The sequence below is a fragment of the Streptomyces sp. NPDC033177 genome, from assembly GCF_055577715.1.
On record NZ_JBVIPS010000001.1, the window covers coordinates 1,177,444 to 1,194,321 of the forward strand.

Sequence of the window (16,878 nt, forward strand, 5' to 3'; positions counted from 1 at the left end):
GACCCGTAAGGAGCGACGTCATGCGGATGACAGTGATCGGCACCGGATACGTGGGGACGGTGCACGCCGCGTGCATGGCCGACATCGGCCATCAGGTTCTCGGCATCGACATCGACCCCGAACGGATCGCATCCCTCTCGGCGGGCCGGGCGCCCATTCACGAGAGCGGCCTGGATGATCTGCTCGCGAGGACCGTCGCGTCGGGCAGGCTGCGCTTCTCCACCTCGCTCGCCGAGGGCGCCGCGTTCGCCAGGACGCACTTCGTGTGCGTGGGCACCCCGCAGCGCCCCGACAGTTTCGCCGCCGACCTGCGGTACGTGGACGCCGTCGTGGACGGTCTGGCCCCACATCTGCGGCCCGGCAGCCTGATCGTGGGCAAGTCGACCGTGCCGGTGGGTACGGCGGCCCGGCTCGCCGACCGCCTCGCCGGAACGGCCCCGGGCACGGAGGTCGCCTGGAACCCCGAGTTCCTGCGCGAGGGTTCCGCGGTCCAGGACACGATGCGGCCCGAGCGGCTCGTCGTCGGCGTGACCTCGCACCACGCCGAGGGAGTCCTGCGGGCCATCTATACGCCCATGCTCCGCGCCGGGGTGCCGTTCTTCAGCACCGACCCGGCGACCGCCGAGCTGGTGAAGGTGGCGGCGAACTCCTTCCTGGCCACCAAGATCTCCTTCATCAACGCCATGGCCGAGGTGTGTGACGCCGCGGGCGCCGACGCGTCGGTCCTGGCCGAGGCCATCGGCGCGGACGCGCGGATCGGCCCCCGCTTCCTCGCACCGGGGCTCGGCTTCGGCGGCAGTTGCTTCCCCAAGGACATCCGGGCTTTCGCCGCCCGCGCCGAGGAGATCGGCGCGGGCGAGGCGGTGGTGTTCCTGCACGAGGTCGACCGGATCAACACCCGGCAGCGCTCGCGCACCGTCGACCGGGCCCGCCTGCTGCTCGGCGGCTCGTGCACCGGCCGCAGGATCGGGGTGCTCGGCGCGGCGTTCAAGCCGGGCAGCGACGACGTCCGCGACTCGCCCGCGCTGGCCGTGGCGGCGGCCCTGCAACAACAGGGCGCCGCGGTCCGCGTGCACGACCCCCAGGGCATCGACAACGCGCGCGAGACCCATCCCGATCTTGCCTACGCGCTGGAGGTCGACAAGGCGTGCGAGGACGCCGACCTGGTCCTGCATCTCACCGACTGGCCCGAGTACCGGGACATCGACCCCGCCGCGCTCGCCGCCCTCGTGCGCTCCCCCGTCCTCCTGGACGCCCGCAACAGCCTCGACCCCCGGTCCTGGTCGGCGGCCGGCTGGACCGTGCACGCACCGGGCCGCCCACGGCTCTCCCTCCATGGGGACGCGCGGGCCAAAGCTGCCGCGGTCATCGGAGGTGCGTCATGAGGGTCGTGGTGACGGGTGGCGGCGGATTCGTCGGCTCCCATCTGTGCGAAGCCCTGCTGCGCAGAGGCGACACGGTCTTCTGCCTGGACAATTTCTGTACCGGTGAACCGCGCAACGTCGCCCACCTGCGCGACGCGCCCGGCTTCCGGCTGATCCGGGCCGACGTGACGACGCCGTTGGACGTGCCGGGGCCAGTGGACGCCGTGGCCCATCTCGCGAGCCCCGCGTCGCCGCCGGACTACCACCGGCTCGCCCTGGAGACCCTGGCCGTCGGCAGCCGCGGCACCGAGAACGCCCTGCGCCTGGCCCAGCGGCACGGCGCCCGCTTCCTGCTCACCTCCACCAGCGAGGTCTACGGCGACCCGGAGGTCCACCCGCAGCCGGAGGAGTACTGGGGCCACGTCAATCCGGTGGGCCCGCGCAGCGTCTACGACGAGGCCAAGCGGTTCGCGGAGGCGCTGGCCATGGCGTACCGGCGCAGCCACGGCGTGGACGTCGGCATCGTACGGATCTTCAACACGTACGGGCCCCGGATGCGGCCGCACGACGGGCGCGTGGTCTCCACCTTCGTCCGCCAGGCCCTGGCCGGCAGGCCGCTGACGCTCTACGGCGACGGCAGCCAGACCCGCAGTTTCTGTTACGTCGACGACCTCGTCCGGGGCCTCGTCGCGATGCTCGACAGTGACCGCGGCGGTCCGCTGAACCTGGGCAACCCGAGCGAGCGCACCGTCCGCGAACTGGCCGAACTCGTCCTGCACCTCACCGGATCGACCTCGCGGATCGTCTGCCGCCCCCTGCCCGTCGACGATCCGACCCGCCGCCGCCCGGTCATCAACCGGGCCGTGGAGCAACTCGGCTGGATGCCGCGCGTGCCGCTCGACGAGGGCCTTCGGCACACGGTGGCGTGGTTCACCGCGCGGTCCGGGCCACGGCCCGCACGAGTGCCCGTGGAGGCCTGATCCCCATGACCGGGAAAGCCGCACCGTCCGCCGCCGGGCTCCGCGCCGCCCCCGGCGTCCTCACCGCCGCGATCGTGCTGCTCGGCGCGAGCGGCTGCGCGGCCACCCCGCACTACGCGCCGACGTCCCACACGTACTACGTCAGCCCGCGGGGCGACGACCAGAACGACGGTTCCTCGCCGGGGCAAGCCTGGCGTTCCCTCACCCGCGCCGAGCGTGTGGCACTCGAACCGGGCGACCGGCTGCTGCTGGAGGGCGGCGCACGGTTCACCGGCACCGTCACCCTGGGCAGCGCCGAGGCGGGCCGCGCGGACCGGCCCGTGGTGGTCGGGTCGTACGGCGGCGGCCGGGCGACGGTCGACGCCGAGAGCTCCCCCGGCATCTCCGTGCACAACACGGCGGGCGTGGAGATCCGCGACCTCAAGGTCACCGGGGACCGCGCCTCATACGCCCGCGACGGCGGCATCAACCTCTACGCCGACCGTCCGGGCGGCGGCAAGCTCACCGGCGTCTCCGTCTCCGACGTCACCGTCTCGGGTTTCCAGGTGGGCATCGCGGTCGGCGGCGTGGAGAAGGGCAACGGCTTCAAGGATGTGACGATCCATCAGGCGAAGCTGTACGGCAACAAGGACGCCGGTCTCCTGACGTACGGCCCCGGGTTCGAACCCGCCCAACCTGCCTACGCGCACCAGGACTTCGACATCTCGGGCGTCGACGCGTACCGGAACACCGGTGACTCCGACGCGGACGACCGTCACACCGGCGACGGCATCATCCTCGGCGCCGTGCGCGACGCCACGGTGCGGGACTCCAGCGCCCACGACAACGGATCCACGTCGTCCGGCGAGGCGCCCTCCGGACCGGTGGGCATCTGGGCCTACGACGCCAAGGACGTGCTCCTGGAGCACAACACCGCCTACCGCAACCACACGGGCTCCAAGGTCGACGGTGCGGGGTTCGGGTTCGACGAGAACGTCTCGGACTCGACGATGCAGTACAACCTGGCGTTCCACAACGACGGTCCGGGCTTCTACGCGTACACCCGCAAGGCGAACGGCGCGCACAAGGACAACACGATCCGCTACAACATCACCTCCGACGACGGCCGCAAGCTGCCGCGCTTCGGCGGGCTCGCCGTCTACGGCCACGACGTGCGCAACCTGCGGATCTATCAGAACACCGTGGTGATGACGGCCCTGGAGAGCGGCAGGAGCGGTCCCGCCCTGCGTCTGATGGACGGCGAGACGGGGGTCACCGTCCGCAACAACACCTTCGTCACCGACGGTTCCCCGCTCGCCCTCGTGGACCGCGGTCTCACCGCCAAGAACGCACTGGTGCAGGGCAACAACTACCGCGCTCCCCAAGGGCAATGGACCGTCCAGTGGGGCGACCGCGCCTACACCGGGCTCGCCGCCTGGCGCCAGGCCACCGGCCAGGAACGCGTCGGCGGACGGTCGTCCGGCCTGACCGTCGACCCCTGCCTGGCCGGCGGGGAGCTGCCGTCCATCACGTCCCCCGGTGACGCCCGGCTGTTCGTCCCCGACTGCGACGCCCTCGCGGACAAGGGGCTCGACCTGCGCAAGCTGTTCGGCATCGACCCCGGTTCCTTCGACTACTTCGGCCGGGCCGTCGGCACGCCTCCGCCGGTCGGGGCCGCGCTGCCCGCGCCGGACTGAGGCCGCGGAGCGGGCCGAAGATGCAGGCGCCCAAGGCCCATGCCTACGATCGATACAGCGAGACCCCAGGTGGACGCGTCATGCGCGGCCGGGTGTCCCTGCCACGCAGGGAGGCGCTTTGCCATTGCTTCGGTCATACCCTCGGGATCCGCCACGGGCGCATCGGCTCATGGCCGCGTACGTCGTCCTGGTCGCCGCTCTCACCACCGTGTACATGACGATCCCGGGCCTGCGCGCCGCGCTCTGGGCGCTCATCGGTCTCGGCGGCGTCACCGCTGTCCTCATCGGTGTGCACGTCAACCGGCCCGCCCACCGGTGGCCGTGGTGGGTGCTCGCGACGGGGCTGCTCGCGTTCGCGGCGGGCGACACGTACTACAACGTGGTCGAGCAGTACTTCCAGGCGTCGAATCCGTTCCCATCCCCGGCCGACGCCTCCTACCTCGCGGTGTATCCGCTGCTCGCCGTGGGCCTCTTCGGTCTCGTGTACTACCGCTGGGCGGGCCGCGATCTGCCGAGCCTGCTGGACGCGCTGATCATCACCGGCGGGCTCGCGCTGCCCGTGTGGGTCTACCTCGTCCAGCCGCTCACCGAGGTCGAGGGCCTGACCTGGCCGCAGCGTGCCATCAGCATCGCCTACCCGCTGGGCGACGTACTGGTCCTCGCCCTCCTCGCGCGGCTGCTCACACCGGGCTTCGTGACCGGCCACAATCCCGCCGTACGGCTGCTCGTGCTCGGCACGTTCACCCTGCTCGCCTTCGACATCGCGTACGGGATCCTGCAGCTCAACGGGTTGTGGCAGACCGGCACGCTCCTGGACATGGGCTGGATCGTCTTCTACACGGCGTGGGGCCTCGCCGCGCTGCACCCCTCGATGGTCGAGCTGACCGCGTACACGCATCAGCGCCAGACCCTGCTCCCGCCGCCGCGCAGGCTCGTGCTGCTCGCCGCGGCCACGCTCATCGCCCCCGCGATCCTGCTCGTGGAGGCTCTCTTCGACAGCGCCCATGACGCGGCCGTCATCGCCGCCTTCTCCGGCACGCTGTTCCTCCTGGTGATCCTGCGGCTCGCGGGCATGGTCGTGGCGCACCGCAAGGCCGTGGACCGCGAACTCGCGCTGCGCGGCGCGGCCGCGTCGCTGGTGGCCGCGATCACCACGGAGGAGATCATCGAGACCTGCGAGACGACGGTCGCCGCGCTGTCCGGGCCGGGGGCCCGGCCCGGAACCCTGCTTCTGGAGGCGGGCGACTCCCCGCTGTTCCCCCACGCCGCCCTGGACCTGCGCAGCACGCGGCTGGTCCGGCCCGCGGCTCTGGGCCCGGAGATCGCCGCCCGCCTCGACGCCTCGCAGAGTGCCCTGGTCTGCCCGATGATCCCGCGCGACCGTCCGGCGGGAGACGATCCGCCGGGTGTCCTGATCGCCTCCGGCTCCGAGAAGCAGCTCACCGAGGTCTGGGGCTCCCTGGAGATCCTCGCCTCGCACGCGGGCCTGGCCAAGGAGCGCATCACACTCCGGCAGGAGATCATCCGGCGCGAGAGCGAGGCGTACTTCCGTACGTTGGTGCGCAACGCCTCCGACGTCATCCTCATCGTGGACGACGACGACACCGTCCGGTACGCGAGCCCGTCCGCGCAGGCCGTCTTCGGGGACGTCCGGCTGGTGGGGGCGGAGCTGCCCGAACTGGTGGACCCGCGGGACAGGGACCGGGCCGCGCGCGTGCTCGCGGCCATGCGCGGCGGCGGGCAGCAGGAGCCCCACGACTACTGGTGGATGCCGCGGGGCGGCGGACGCATCGAGGTGGAGGTGCGGTGCAGCGACCTGCGGCAGGACCCGACCGTGCGCGGGCTCGTCGTCACCCTGCGGGACGTGACCGAGCAGCGTCAGCTGGAGCACGAGCTGACCCAGCGGGCCTTCCACGACGCGCTGACCGGCCTGCCCAACCGGACGCTGCTCCTGGAGCGCATCGAGCGGGCACTGCTGCGCGGCCGCCGGGAGTCGACGCTGACGTGCGTGCTCTTCATCGATCTCGACGACTTCAAGGTCGTCAACGACACCTTGGGGCACTCGGTCGGCGACCGGCTCCTTGCCGCCGTCGGGTCCCGTGTCTCGCGCTCGCTGCGGCGCAGTGACACCGCGGCCCGCCTGGGCGGTGACGAGTTCGCCGTTCTGATGGAGGACGCCAAGGAGCCCGTCGACGCGGAGATCCTGGCCGCGCAGGTGGTGCAGGCGCTCAGCAGGCCGTTCCAGCTGTCCGGCGACAGCGTGAGCGTCTCGGCGAGCGTGGGCCTGTCCACGGCCGTTGACAGCGCGGGCGCCGAGGAACTCCTCGCCCACGCCGACCTCGCCCTCTACGCGGCCAAGGCGGCGGGCAAGCGTCAGTGGCGCCGCTTCCAGCAGGGGCTGCATGTACGCATGCGGGAGCGGCACGACCTGCAGGCGAGTCTGGACCGGGCGATCGCCCACGAGGAGTTCGCGCTGCGCTATCAGCCCGTCGTCGACATCAGCGCGAACGGCGTCCCGTCGGGCGGTGCCCCGCACACCGCCGAGATCGTCGGCTTCGAGGCACTGGCGCGCTGGCCGCACCCCCGGCGAGGCCTGGTGCCGCCGCAGCAGTTCATCCCGCTCGCCGAGGAGACCGGGCACATCACGCCGCTCGGCGCCTGGGTCCTGGGCAGCGCCGCCGCGGACACCGCGGGCCTGCAGAACGCGGGTGCCGCCTGCGACCGGCGCCCGTACATCAGCGTCAACGTGTCCGCGCGGCAGTTCCGCGACCCGGGCTTCCTCGGCGAGGTGCGCAGCGCCCTGGAGACACCCGGACTCGCCCCGGGCTCCCTGCAGTTGGAGCTGACCGAGTCCGTGCTGATGCGGCGTGACGGCCAGATACAGGCGGTCATGCAGGCGTTGAAGGATCTCGGCGTGCGGATCGCCGTCGACGACTTCGGTACGGGATTCTCCTCGCTGCGTTATCTCCGCGAGTTCCCCGTCGACGTACTCAAGATCGACAAGTCGTTCATCGACGACATCGCCGCCGACACCCGGCAGCTCGCCCTCGTGGAGGGCATCGTGCACCTCGCCGACAAAATGGGCCTCCAGGTCATCGCCGAGGGCATCGAGCAGGCCGCGCAACGCGATCTGCTGGCCGGGATGGGCTGCGGGTTCGGGCAGGGCTATCTCTTCGCCCGGCCGCTGACGGCCGAGCAGGGGGAACGGCTTCTGCGGCGGCGCCGGGGGCTCGACGGCGTCGCTCGGGGTCCTGACGCCGGACGTGGCCGCCGGGCCACCCGTACCGCTCGTGCCGCCCCTGCCGCCGTGATCGACCCGCCCGCCGAGCCTGCCCCGACCCCCTCGGAGAGGGAGAGCGCCATGACCGAGACGGACACCGGACTCGTGGGGGTACGGCGCGATCCGCGCTGGGGCGAACTCGACCACCTGCGGCGCACCAGCCCGATGAGCGACTGCGTCCTCGACGAGGTCCGCGGCCGGCACATCCGCAGCGGGGACCACTGGCTCATCGACTTCGCCTCCTGCAACTACCTGGGCCTCGACTGCGATCCCGAGATCATCGACGCCATCGAACCCGCCGTACGCCGCTGGGGAACCCACCCCAGCTGGTCCCGGCTCCTGGGCAGCCCCCGGCTCTACACCGAGATCGAAGAGCGGCTCACCGCGCTGCTCGGGGCGCCGGACACCCTGCTGCTGCCGACGGCCACGCTGATCCACGCCTCGGTCATCCCCGTCCTAGCCGGCGAGGGGCATGTCTTCGTCGAGGCCGCGGCGCACCGCACGGTGTACGACGGCTGCGTCTCCGCCCGCGGGCAGGGCGCCACACTGCGGCGCTTCCACGCCGACCGGCCCGACGAACTGGCCGCGCTGCTGCGGGAGGTGCCGAGCGGCTCGGCCCGCCTGGTCTGTCTCGACGGCGTCAACAGCATGAGCGGTAACATCGCCGACGTACCCGAACTGGCCGCGACCTGCCGGGACTCGGGCGCCACGCTCTACATCGACGACACCCATGGGTTCGGCGTCATCGGGGAGCGCCGTGCCGACGAGACCTGTCCCTACGGGTCCCGCGGCAACAGCGTCGTGCGGCACGCGGGCGAGACGTACGACAACATCGTCCTGGTCGGCGGCTTCTCCAAGGCCTACTCCTCGCTGCTGGCCTTCCTCGCGCTGCCGCCGTGGCTCAAGGACCATCTGAAGGTGGCCGCCGCCCCCTATCTGTACTCCGGGCCGTCGCCCACGGCCTCGCTGGCGACGGCGCTCGCCGGCCTGGAGGTCAACGACCGGCGCGGTGACGCCATCCGCGCCGATCTGCACCGCAAGACCGTCCGGGTGCTCGACCACGTGGCCGGGCTCGGCGTGGGGACGCTCAACTCCGATCAGCTGCCGATCGTGGAGATACCCCTGGCCGACGCGTCGGACCTGGACGCGGTCGCCGGTTTCCTGTGGGAGCAGGGCATCTACGTGACCCTGGCGGCCTATCCGCTCGTGCCGCGCGACCGCGTCGGGTTCCGCGTGCAGCTCACGGCCCTGAACTCCGACGACGACGTCGACCGGCTCAACACCGCCCTTACGCGCCTGTCCGAACGCTTCCCGCTGCGGCCGGGGAGCTGACACCGCCATGGCCCCGACCCGCAACGACGACGTCGACTGGGACAGCTGGCCCGTCCAGGACTACCTCGGCGAGAACTACCGCGAACTGCATCCGTCCGACGCGGCGGTCATCGCCCATCACTCCGCCTTCTATCGCCGGCTCGGCCGGGAAAGCGCCGCGTGCTCCGTGGAGTTCGGGGCGGGGCCCAACCTCTATCCGCTGATGATGGCCGCCGCCGCGAGCCGCCGCATCGACGCCGTCGAGGCGAGCGCCGCGGGTGTCGCCTATCTGGCCCGACAGCTCGAACAGGGCCCCGACGAAAGCTGGTTGCCCTTCCACGCGCTGTGCCGCCGCCTCAACCCCGGTCTGCCGCCCACGCTTATGGAGGCACTCGCGGGCGTGCGCGTCGTGCACGGCGACATCCGGGCCCTGGAGCCCGGCACGTACGACATCGCGTCGATGAACTTCGTCGCCGAGGGCGTCACCGAGGACTTCGAGGAGTTCACGGACTTCTGCCACCGCTTCGTGCGCTCGGTCGTCCCGGGCGGCCATCTCGTCGCGGCGTTCATGGAGAACATGCCGACGTACCGCATCGGGCCGGCGTCGCGGTGGCCCGGCTGTCCGGTGAACCCGGCCGTCGTCACCGAGGTGTTCGCCCCGCTCACCGGGCACCTCGCGGTCACCCGGATCGACGCCGACCCGACGCTGCCGGACTACGGGGACTCCGGGATGGTGCTCCTCACGGCAGCGCGGCGGGCATGACCGGCATTCTCAGGCGCCCGCCTCCTGCAGCGCGAACGCCGTCTCCACCAGGGCGATATGACTGAACGCCTGCGGTGCGTTCCCCAGTTGGCGGCGACTGTCCGGGTCCCACTGCTCCGCAAGCAGGCCCACGTCGTTGCGTACGTCCAGGACTCGTTCGAAGGTCTCCCGCGCCTGCGTGAGCCGGCCGGTGGCCGCCAGCGCGTCGGCGTACCAGAGGGAGCACGCCACGAACGTGCCCTCGGAGCCGCGCATGCCGTCCACGCCGGTCGCGCCCGGACCGTCGGGACCGTACCTCCGTACGAACCCGTGCTGGTCCAGGGCCCGCATCGCCCGTACGGTGTCGTGCACCCGCGCGTCGTCGGCGGGCAGGAAGCCGACCTTGGGGATCAGCAGGGCCGACGCGTCGAGGGCGGGCGATCCATAGGACTGCACGAACGTCCGCCGCCCTTCGTCCCACCCCTCGCGGCACACCTCCCTGTGCACCGCGTCCCGCATGGCGCGCCACTCCCCCGCGGACTCGTTCCTGCCGAGCAGCTCGCCCATGCGCAGGGCACGGTCGGCCGCGACCCAGGACATCACCTTGGAGTGGACGAACTGCCGCCCCGCGCCACGGACTTCCCACAGCCCCTGGTCCGGCTCGCGCCAGTGGTCCCGCAGATGGCTCATCAGGGACTCCACCAGGCTCCACAGGTGGGGCTGCATCGGGATCCCCGCCCGCAGCGACAGATAGAGCGTGTCGAGGACCTCGCCGTAGACGTCCAGCTGGAGCTGATGGGCCGCGGCGTTCCCGAACCGTACGGGTCGCGAGCCCTCGTAGCCGGAGAGCCAGGGCGCTTCGGCCTCCGGCAGCCGCCGCTGCCCCTCCACCCCGTACACCGCCTGAAGGTCGGCGGGGCCGCCCGCCACGGCACGCATCAGCCAGTCGAGCCAGGCGGTCGCCTCGTCGCGGTAGCCGCTGCGCAGCAGGGCGGAGAGGGTGAGCGTGGAGTCGCGCAGCCAGCAGAAGCGGTGGTCCCAGTTGCGTTCGCCGCCGACGCACTCGGGGAGCGAGGTGGTCGGTGCGGCGACGATGCCGCCCGTGGGCGCGTAGGTGAGGGCCTTCAGCGTGATCAGCGAGCGGGTGACCGCTTCCCGCCAGGGGCCCTGGTAGCGGCACTTGGCCGTCCAGCGCCGCCAGAAGTCGCCGGTCGCCTTCAGTGCCGTCTCCGCCGGGACCCTCAGGGGCTCGGGCGGTTCGGGCAAGTGCGAAGGAGCCCACACGAGTTGCAGCGTGAGGCGCTGGCCCGCCGAGACGGTGAAGTCCAGGGCACTGGAGTCGCGGCCGCCGGGGTCGTGGGCGGTGGTGTCAGGGGCGGTCGAATCGGGGAGGGCGGTGCGTATCTCCATCGGGCCGTCGGCGTTCAGCCAGAGGGAGTCGGGCCCGGCCACGGCGACCGTGCAGTGCTCCTGCGGGCGCACCCACGGCACGACGCGGCCCTGGTTGAAGCGCGGCCGCAGTTCACTGCGCATCGCGACGGCGCCGGACAGGCCCTCGACGACGCGCACGATGCAGGGCAGCCCCGCGCGCGGGGGCATGAAGTCCGTGACGCGCACGGCGCCGTTGGGGCACTCCCAGTGGGAGTCCATGACCAGGGTGTCCTGGCGGTAGGCCCGCCGTGTGCACGGTCCCGCGCCGACGGGGGAAACCCGCCAGAACCCGTTGTCCGCCGAGCCGAGCAGCGCGGCGAAGCAGGCCGGGGAGTCGAAGCGCGGCAGGCAGAGCCAGTCGATCGACCCGTCCCTGCCGAGCATGGCAGCGGTTTCCAGGTCACTGATGAGGGCGTAGTCCTCGATGCGAGCGTTCATGATCGAGTCACGCCGTCGTGCACATTGCCGCCCTTCCATTGTACGGCGGACAGGCCTGCCGGGCCCGTGCTCAGGCCCCCGCCCGGAGCACCACGTACACCATGTGCAACGGCCATGGACAGCTCCCGAGCGGCTGTGATCTCATCCGCCTGGGCGGATCGATCGAGTTCGCCTCCGCTCAGGCCCGAAAGACCCCCACACATGCAGAAGACCAAGTCCGCGCTCTGGGAATTCCTCCAGGGCCTCGGCAAGACGTTCATGCTCCCGGTGGCCCTGCTCGCGTTCTGCGGCATCATGCTGGGCATCGGCTCGTCGCTCTCCAGCGAAGCCGTCACCGAGAACCTCACCTTCCTCCAGGGCGAGGGCTTCCATCTCGTCTTCACATGGATGGCGAGCACCGGCCTCGTCGCCTTCAAGTTCCTGCCCGTGATGTTCGCGATAGCCATCCCGCTGGGCCTGGCCCGCGAGGACAAGGGCGTCGCGGCCTTCTCGGGCTTCGTCGGCTACGCCGCGATGAACCTGGCGGTGAACTTCTACCTCACCGCCAAGGGCGTGGACCTGGAGGACGAGAAGGCCATCGCCCACTACGGCATCGCCGACGTCATCGGCATCCAGTCCATCGATACGGGACTGCTCGGCGCCGTAGCTGTTGGCATCGTTGTCAGCGTGCTCCACCAGCGCTTTCGTGCCCAGCGGATGCCCGACGCGCTTGCCTTCTTCGGCGGTCTGCGGTTCGTGCCGATCATCTCGACGCTGGTCCTCAGCCTGCTCGGGCTGCTGATCCCGCTGGTGTGGCCGACGTTCAACGGCTGGATCACGGACCTCGGGCGCGCGATCGGTCACGCGGGCGTCTTCGGCCCCTTCTTCTTCGGCATGGGAGAGGTACTCCTGCGCCCGATCGGCCTGCACCACATCCTCGTCGCGATGTTCCGCTTCACGGACGTCGGCGGCTCCGGCGCGGTCTGCGGCGACCAGGTCTCCGGCGCGCTGAACCTCTTCTACGCCCAGCTCAACTGCGCGACCCCGCCCGGTGACGCGGTCACCGACGCCACGCACTTCCTCTCCCAGGGCAAGATGGCGGTCTACCTCGGCGGACTGCCGGGTGCGGCCCTGGCGATGTACCACTGCGCGAACAAGAAGATGCGCCCGGAGATCAAGGCACTCCTGGTCTCCGGCGTCGTCGCGTGCGTCGTCGGCGGCATCACGGAACCCCTGGAGTTCCTGTTCCTGTTCATCGCGCCGTGGCTGTACCTGATCCACGCCGTCCTTGTCGGCCTCGGGTTCCTGACCGCCGCCGTGCTCGGGGTGTTCATCGGCAACACCGACGGCAACGTCATCGACTGGCTCGTCTTCGGCGTCCTGCAGGGCACGACCACGAAGTGGTACCTGATACCCGTCATCGCCGCGGTGTGGTTCGCCGGCTACTACTTCCTCTTCCGCTGGGCCATCACCCGCTTCGACCTCAAGACGCCGGGGCGGGAGGAGCCGGTGGTGGAGGAGGCTTCTGACCAGCAGGAGGCATCCGGCGAGGAGGCGGCGGCTCCGCGTGAACTGATCGCGGGGAAGTACGACGCCGTGGCGATCCTGGAGGCGATCGGCGGCGCCGAGAACATCCAGACCCTCGACAACTGCATCACCCGGCTGCGCATGACGGTCGCGGACGCCGGACAGGTCGACGAGGCCCGGCTGAAGAAGCTGGGCGCGGTGGGGGTCATCAAGCTCGACGCGCACAATGTGCAGGTGATCATCGGCCCGCAGGTGCAGTCGGTGAAGGACGCGATCGCGTCGATGGTGCGGGTGGGCTGAGCGGTGCAAGCCCTTCCCGACTTCGGCCCCTTCGACTTCGATGCACCCATCGACCGGCACGGCACGTGGTGCACGCAGTGGGACTACGTCGAGGACCGCTTCGGCGTCCCTGACCTGCTGCCGTTCACCATCTCGGACATGGACTTCGAGACGGCGCCCGCGGTCCTGTCGGCTCTCCGCGGCAGGCTCGATCACGGCGTGCTCGGCTACTCCCGCTGGCGCCAGAGGGACTTCCTCTCCGCGATCGTCGACTGGTACGGCGAACGCCACGCGACCGAGGTGGACCCGGAGTCGATCGTCTACGGCCCCTCCGTGATCTACCAGATCTCCCAGCTCCTGCGCCTGTGGTCACGCCCCGGAGACGGCGTCGTCGTCCACACGCCGACGTACGACGCGTTCCCCAAGACCGTCGCCGCGCACGAGCGGCGGCTGCTCGGCTGCCCGCTCGGCGACTGGGCCGAACTGGAGCGGCTGCTTGCCCTGCCGGACACGGCCGTTCTGCTCCTCTGCTCACCTCACAACCCCACCGGCCACGTCTGGACGGAGGCCGAGCTGGACCGCACCGCCGCTCTGTGCGCGCGGTACGGCGTCGCGGTGATCAGCGACGAGATCCACTCGGACCTCGCCCACCCGCCGTACGTCCACCGCCCCTGGCCCCTGCACGGCGCTCGCGAAGGGCGCTGGGCACTGGTGACGTCGGCGTCAAAATCCTTCAACATCCCAGCGCTGACAGGCAGTTACGGGATCATCGCCGACCCGTCAACTCGTGAGGCGTACCTCCGCAACCTCAAGGAGGCCGACGGCCTGTCCTCGCCGGCGGTGCTCTCACTGGTCGGACACATAGCGGCGTACCGCCAGGGCGCCCCTTGGCTGGACGCCCTCGGCACATACCTCCGCGGCAACCTCCACCTGATCGCCGCCCACCTGAACAAGGCCTTCCCCACCCTGAACTGGACCCCACCCCAGGCGGGCTACCTCGCCTGGATCGACGTCCGCCCCTTGGGCGTGGACGACGCCGCCCTGCAACGCGAACTGATCGAATCCCAGAAGGTCGCCATCATGCCGGGCACGTCATACGGCTCCCCCGGCCACCTACGCCTGAACGCGGGCTGCCCTCGGGAGAAGGTGGAGCGGGGGGTGACGGCCCTGGTGGCGGCGGTACGGGCGGTCCACCGCAGGGACGCGGCCGGCTGAGGCGTGAGGCCGAGCCGGTATCCGCAGGTCAGACCGGTCTCCCAGAGGCCGAACGCCGTGTTCCGTTGGTACAGTCGCGAGGTTCGCACCTCGTACCCGGGAGATCCGCGCCATGGCCGTCGACGAACTCGACACCCGTATTCTGCGGCTTCTCCTGGAGCAGCCTCGTACCAGCGTTCGTGAGTACGCGCGTGTGCTCGGGGTCGCCCGTGGCACCCTGCAGGCGCGGCTCGACCGGCTGGAGCGGGACGGGGTGATCACCGGGACGGGGCCTTCGCTGTCGGCTGCCGCGCTCGGGCATCCCGTGCTCGCCTTCGTGCACATCGAGGTCACGCAGGGGCATCTGGACGAGGTGGGTGACGCTCTCGCCGCCGTGCCGGAGATCATCGAGGCGTTCTCGATCACCGGCGGTGGTGATCTCCTGACCCGCGTGGTGGCACGGGACAACGGCCACCTGGAGGACGTGGTCCAGCAGCTGATCCAGATGCCGGGCGTGGTCCGCACCCGTACGGAGATGGCGCTGCGCGAGCGCGTCCCGCACCGCCTGCTGCCGCTCGTCGAGTCGATCGGCAGGGCCTCCGCCGAGCAGATGTGATCCGTCGGCCACCGACCCGTGCGGCGGCGTTGAACTGCGGCTTTGGCATGCTGGAGGGCATGAGCAACCTCGGCGGCACCTCGGTCATCTTCGATCTCGACGGCACTCTCGTGGACAGCGAGCCGAATTACTACGAGGCGTCGCGCGAACTGCTCGCCGAACACGGCGTCGCCTACACCTGGGCCGACAACGAGCGGTACGTGGGCATCGGCACCCAGGAGACCCTCGCCACGTGGAAGGACCGGTACGGCATCGGCGTACCGGTCGCCGAACTGCTCTCGGAGCTCGACCGGCGCTATCTCGCCCTCGCCGCCGCCGACACCCACGTCTTCCCCGAGATGCGGAAGTTCGTGGAGCGGCTGCACGGCGCCGGGGTGCCGATGGCCGTGGCCTCCGGATCGTCCCGAGCCGCCATCGAGGCGATCCTCACGGGCACCGGCCTCGACGCGTTCCTGACGACCGTCGTCTCGGCGGACGAGGTCGCGCACGGCAAGCCCGAGCCCGACGTGTTCCTGGCCGCCGCCGCGCTCCTCGGCGCGGACCCGGCTGACTGCGTGGTCCTGGAGGACGCCGCTCCGGGCGCGGCCGCGGCGCACGCGGCAGGCATGCGCTGCATCGCGATCCCCTACGTCGCCGCCCACGCCGGCCAACCGGCGTTCGGGTCGGCGGAGCTGCTCCTTCGGGGCGGGCAGGCCGAGTTCACGGCGCAGGCGGCGTGGGATCACCTGGCCGCGCTGACCCGGTCGTAGCCGCCGCCCGCTCCGCCAGCTCCGTCTTCCTGATCTTGCCCGTCGCGGTGCGCGGCAGTTCGTCGAGGATCTCGACCTCCGGCACCTTTTAGGTCGCCAGGGCACCGGCGGCCCACTCGCGCAGATCCCACGCCGAGAGGACGCTGCCGGGGGCGGTGCGCACGTACGCGTAGGGGCGCTGGCCCGCCTCCGGGTCGGGGACGGCAACGACGGCCGCCGCCGCGAGGACGTCGGGGTGCCGGGCGAGCAGGGTCTCTACCTCGGCGGGGAAGACACTCATGCCCTTGACCTTGATACCGGGTTGACCGGCACGTGCACCGCGCCGGCCCGCAGCACGGCCAGCATCGCGATCACGAACTGCGGGCAGTTGGGCAGCTGCACGCCCACCCGGTCGCCAGGGCGCACCCCCCGCGCGTCAAGCCGGCCCGCCAACCGGTCCGTCAGCTCGTCGAGTTGGCGGTACGAGATGACCTCGTCGCCGAGGACGAGCGCCGGCCGCTCCGGTTCGATCCGCGCCCAGTGCGCCACATGTCCCGGCACGGTCCGCGTGCCCGTGCGGTGCTCCGCCGTGTCCCGTTGGCGCATCGCCGACACGGGCTCGGTCCTGGAACTGCGGCGCGGTTTCGGCGCGGGCATCCTCACGGCTCTCGTACGCGTCGAGGGCCGGGCGATGGGGCTGCTCGCCAACAACCCCGGGCATCTGGGCGGGGCGATCGACCGCGACGCTGCCGACAAGGCGGAGCGCTTCCTGCGGCTGTGCGACGCATTCGGGCTCCCCGTCGTCTCCCTCTGCGACACCCCGGGCTTCATGGTCGGCCCCGACGCCGAACGGACCGCGACCGTACGGCACTTCTCCCGGCTCTTCGTGACCGGCGCCCAGCTCCGCGTCCCGCTGGTCAGCCTGGTGCTGCGCAAGGCGTACGGCCTCGGCGCGATGGCCATGATGGGCGGCTCGACGCGCGCGCCCGTGGCCACGGCGGCGTGGCCGAGCGGCGAGTTCGGCGGGATGGGTCTCGAAGGCGCCGTCCGCCTTGGATACCGCAAGGAACTGGCCGCGATCGTCGATCCCATCGAGCGGCAGCGGGTGTTCGACGCCCATGTCGCCGAGCTGTACGAGCAAGGCAAGGCGGTGAACGCCGCGGCGGCGCTGGAGATCGACGCGGTCATCGACCCTGCGGAGTCGCGGAGCTGGATCCTTGCGGCGCTGGAGGGGGTGGGCGGGGCGGATGGCCCCCGGACGTGACCGACCGGGCTGCCGAAGCCCGACCGCAGTCCCGACCGCAGTCCCGGCCACGGGACCGTGGCCGGACCC

General features: G+C 71.3%; 13 protein-coding genes. 10 read left to right on the top strand and 3 right to left on the bottom strand.

Annotated features, from left to right (window positions below; all coding sequences use genetic code 11):
- Nucleotides 1–20: 20 nt before the first annotated feature.
- The 5 genes from ACZ5U5_RS05335 (at nucleotide 21) to ACZ5U5_RS05355 (ending at nucleotide 9,374) form a co-directional block, all read left to right on the top strand.
- Nucleotides 21–1,385, top strand: a complete 1,365-nt coding sequence (locus ACZ5U5_RS05335) for a UDP-glucose dehydrogenase family protein (protein ID WP_469016493.1) — start codon at nucleotides 21–23, stop codon at nucleotides 1,383–1,385.
- Nucleotides 1,382–2,344, top strand: a complete 963-nt coding sequence (locus ACZ5U5_RS05340; RefSeq protein WP_469016496.1) for a UDP-glucuronic acid decarboxylase family protein — start codon at nucleotides 1,382–1,384, stop codon at nucleotides 2,342–2,344. The genes ACZ5U5_RS05335 and ACZ5U5_RS05340 overlap by 4 nt, the downstream gene beginning before the upstream one ends.
- A 5-nt stretch (nucleotides 2,345–2,349) precedes the next feature.
- The gene (locus ACZ5U5_RS05345) at nucleotides 2,350–4,020 is read left to right on the top strand and encodes a right-handed parallel beta-helix repeat-containing protein (protein WP_469016499.1); all 1,671 of its coding nucleotides are present in this window, start codon (nucleotides 2,350–2,352) and stop codon (nucleotides 4,018–4,020) included.
- Nucleotides 4,021–4,189: 169 nt separating this feature from the next.
- The gene (locus ACZ5U5_RS05350; RefSeq protein WP_469016502.1) at nucleotides 4,190–8,632 is read left to right on the top strand and encodes an aminotransferase class I/II-fold pyridoxal phosphate-dependent enzyme; all 4,443 of its coding nucleotides are present in this window, start codon (nucleotides 4,190–4,192) and stop codon (nucleotides 8,630–8,632) included.
- Between the two features lie 7 nt (nucleotides 8,633–8,639).
- Complete coding sequence (locus ACZ5U5_RS05355) at nucleotides 8,640–9,374, top strand: class I SAM-dependent methyltransferase (protein WP_469016505.1); 735 nt, start codon at nucleotides 8,640–8,642, stop codon at nucleotides 9,372–9,374.
- A gap of 9 nt (nucleotides 9,375–9,383) precedes the next feature.
- Here the strand turns inward: ACZ5U5_RS05355 and ACZ5U5_RS05360 are convergent, their stop codons facing one another.
- Complete coding sequence (locus ACZ5U5_RS05360; RefSeq protein ID WP_469016508.1) at nucleotides 9,384–11,222, bottom strand: glycoside hydrolase family 15 protein; 1,839 nt, start codon at nucleotides 11,220–11,222, stop codon at nucleotides 9,384–9,386.
- A 201-nt stretch (nucleotides 11,223–11,423) separates the two neighbouring features.
- Between ACZ5U5_RS05360 and malX the strand changes: the two genes are divergently transcribed.
- From malX to ACZ5U5_RS05380, 4 genes are all read left to right on the top strand, one after another.
- The gene (malX, locus tag ACZ5U5_RS05365; RefSeq protein ID WP_469016510.1) at nucleotides 11,424–13,028 is read left to right on the top strand and encodes a maltose/glucose-specific PTS transporter subunit IIBC; all 1,605 of its coding nucleotides are present in this window, start codon (nucleotides 11,424–11,426) and stop codon (nucleotides 13,026–13,028) included.
- 3 nt (nucleotides 13,029–13,031) lie between these two features.
- On the top strand, nucleotides 13,032–14,222 hold the full coding sequence (locus ACZ5U5_RS05370) for a MalY/PatB family protein (protein ID WP_469016512.1): 1,191 nt from the start codon (nucleotides 13,032–13,034) through the stop codon (nucleotides 14,220–14,222).
- Nucleotides 14,223–14,334: 112 nt separating this feature from the next.
- Nucleotides 14,335–14,817: an Lrp/AsnC family transcriptional regulator gene (locus tag ACZ5U5_RS05375; RefSeq protein WP_469016515.1), complete on the top strand. Its 483-nt coding sequence runs from the start codon at nucleotides 14,335–14,337 to the stop codon at nucleotides 14,815–14,817.
- Between the two features lie 59 nt (nucleotides 14,818–14,876).
- Nucleotides 14,877–15,566 (top strand): HAD family hydrolase, encoded by a 690-nt coding sequence (locus tag ACZ5U5_RS05380; RefSeq protein WP_469016517.1) that lies wholly within the window; start codon nucleotides 14,877–14,879, stop codon nucleotides 15,564–15,566.
- A gap of 88 nt (nucleotides 15,567–15,654) precedes the next feature.
- Here the strand turns inward: ACZ5U5_RS05380 and ACZ5U5_RS05385 are convergent, their stop codons facing one another.
- Both ACZ5U5_RS05385 and ACZ5U5_RS05390 read right to left on the bottom strand, forming a co-directional pair.
- The gene (locus ACZ5U5_RS05385; RefSeq protein ID WP_469016519.1) at nucleotides 15,655–15,846 is read right to left on the bottom strand and encodes an AMP-binding enzyme; all 192 of its coding nucleotides are present in this window, start codon (nucleotides 15,844–15,846) and stop codon (nucleotides 15,655–15,657) included.
- A complete protein-coding gene (locus ACZ5U5_RS05390) occupies nucleotides 15,843–16,151 on the bottom strand; it encodes an AMP-binding protein (protein ID WP_469016522.1) in 309 nt (102 codons plus the stop codon). The genes ACZ5U5_RS05385 and ACZ5U5_RS05390 overlap by 4 nt, the downstream gene beginning before the upstream one ends.
- On the opposite strand from ACZ5U5_RS05390, the gene ACZ5U5_RS05395 reads away from it, so the two are divergent.
- Complete coding sequence (locus tag ACZ5U5_RS05395) at nucleotides 16,135–16,809, top strand: carboxyl transferase domain-containing protein (RefSeq protein ID WP_469016524.1); 675 nt, start codon at nucleotides 16,135–16,137, stop codon at nucleotides 16,807–16,809. The genes ACZ5U5_RS05390 and ACZ5U5_RS05395 overlap by 17 nt on opposite strands.
- Nucleotides 16,810–16,878 lie beyond the last annotated feature (69 nt).

Bases quoted from the DNA above. Each gene is read 5' to 3' on its own strand.
- ACZ5U5_RS05335 (WP_469016493.1), top strand. From the start codon at position 21: ATGCGGATGACAGTGATCGGCACCGGATACGTGGGGACGGTGCACGCC.
- ACZ5U5_RS05340 (WP_469016496.1), top strand. From the start codon at position 1,382: ATGAGGGTCGTGGTGACGGGTGGCGGCGGATTCGTCGGCTCCCATCTG.
- ACZ5U5_RS05345 (WP_469016499.1), top strand. From the start codon at position 2,350: ATGACCGGGAAAGCCGCACCGTCCGCCGCCGGGCTCCGCGCCGCCCCC.
- ACZ5U5_RS05350 (WP_469016502.1), top strand. From the start codon at position 4,190: ATGGCCGCGTACGTCGTCCTGGTCGCCGCTCTCACCACCGTGTACATG.
- ACZ5U5_RS05355 (WP_469016505.1), top strand. From the start codon at position 8,640: ATGGCCCCGACCCGCAACGACGACGTCGACTGGGACAGCTGGCCCGTC.
- ACZ5U5_RS05360 (WP_469016508.1), bottom strand. From the start codon at position 11,222: ATGAACGCTCGCATCGAGGACTACGCCCTCATCAGTGACCTGGAAACC.
- malX (WP_469016510.1), top strand. From the start codon at position 11,424: ATGCAGAAGACCAAGTCCGCGCTCTGGGAATTCCTCCAGGGCCTCGGC.
- ACZ5U5_RS05375 (WP_469016515.1), top strand. From the start codon at position 14,335: ATGGCCGTCGACGAACTCGACACCCGTATTCTGCGGCTTCTCCTGGAG.
- ACZ5U5_RS05380 (WP_469016517.1), top strand. From the start codon at position 14,877: ATGAGCAACCTCGGCGGCACCTCGGTCATCTTCGATCTCGACGGCACT.
- ACZ5U5_RS05385 (WP_469016519.1), bottom strand. From the start codon at position 15,846: ATGAGTGTCTTCCCCGCCGAGGTAGAGACCCTGCTCGCCCGGCACCCC.
- ACZ5U5_RS05390 (WP_469016522.1), bottom strand. From the start codon at position 16,151: ATGCGCCAACGGGACACGGCGGAGCACCGCACGGGCACGCGGACCGTG.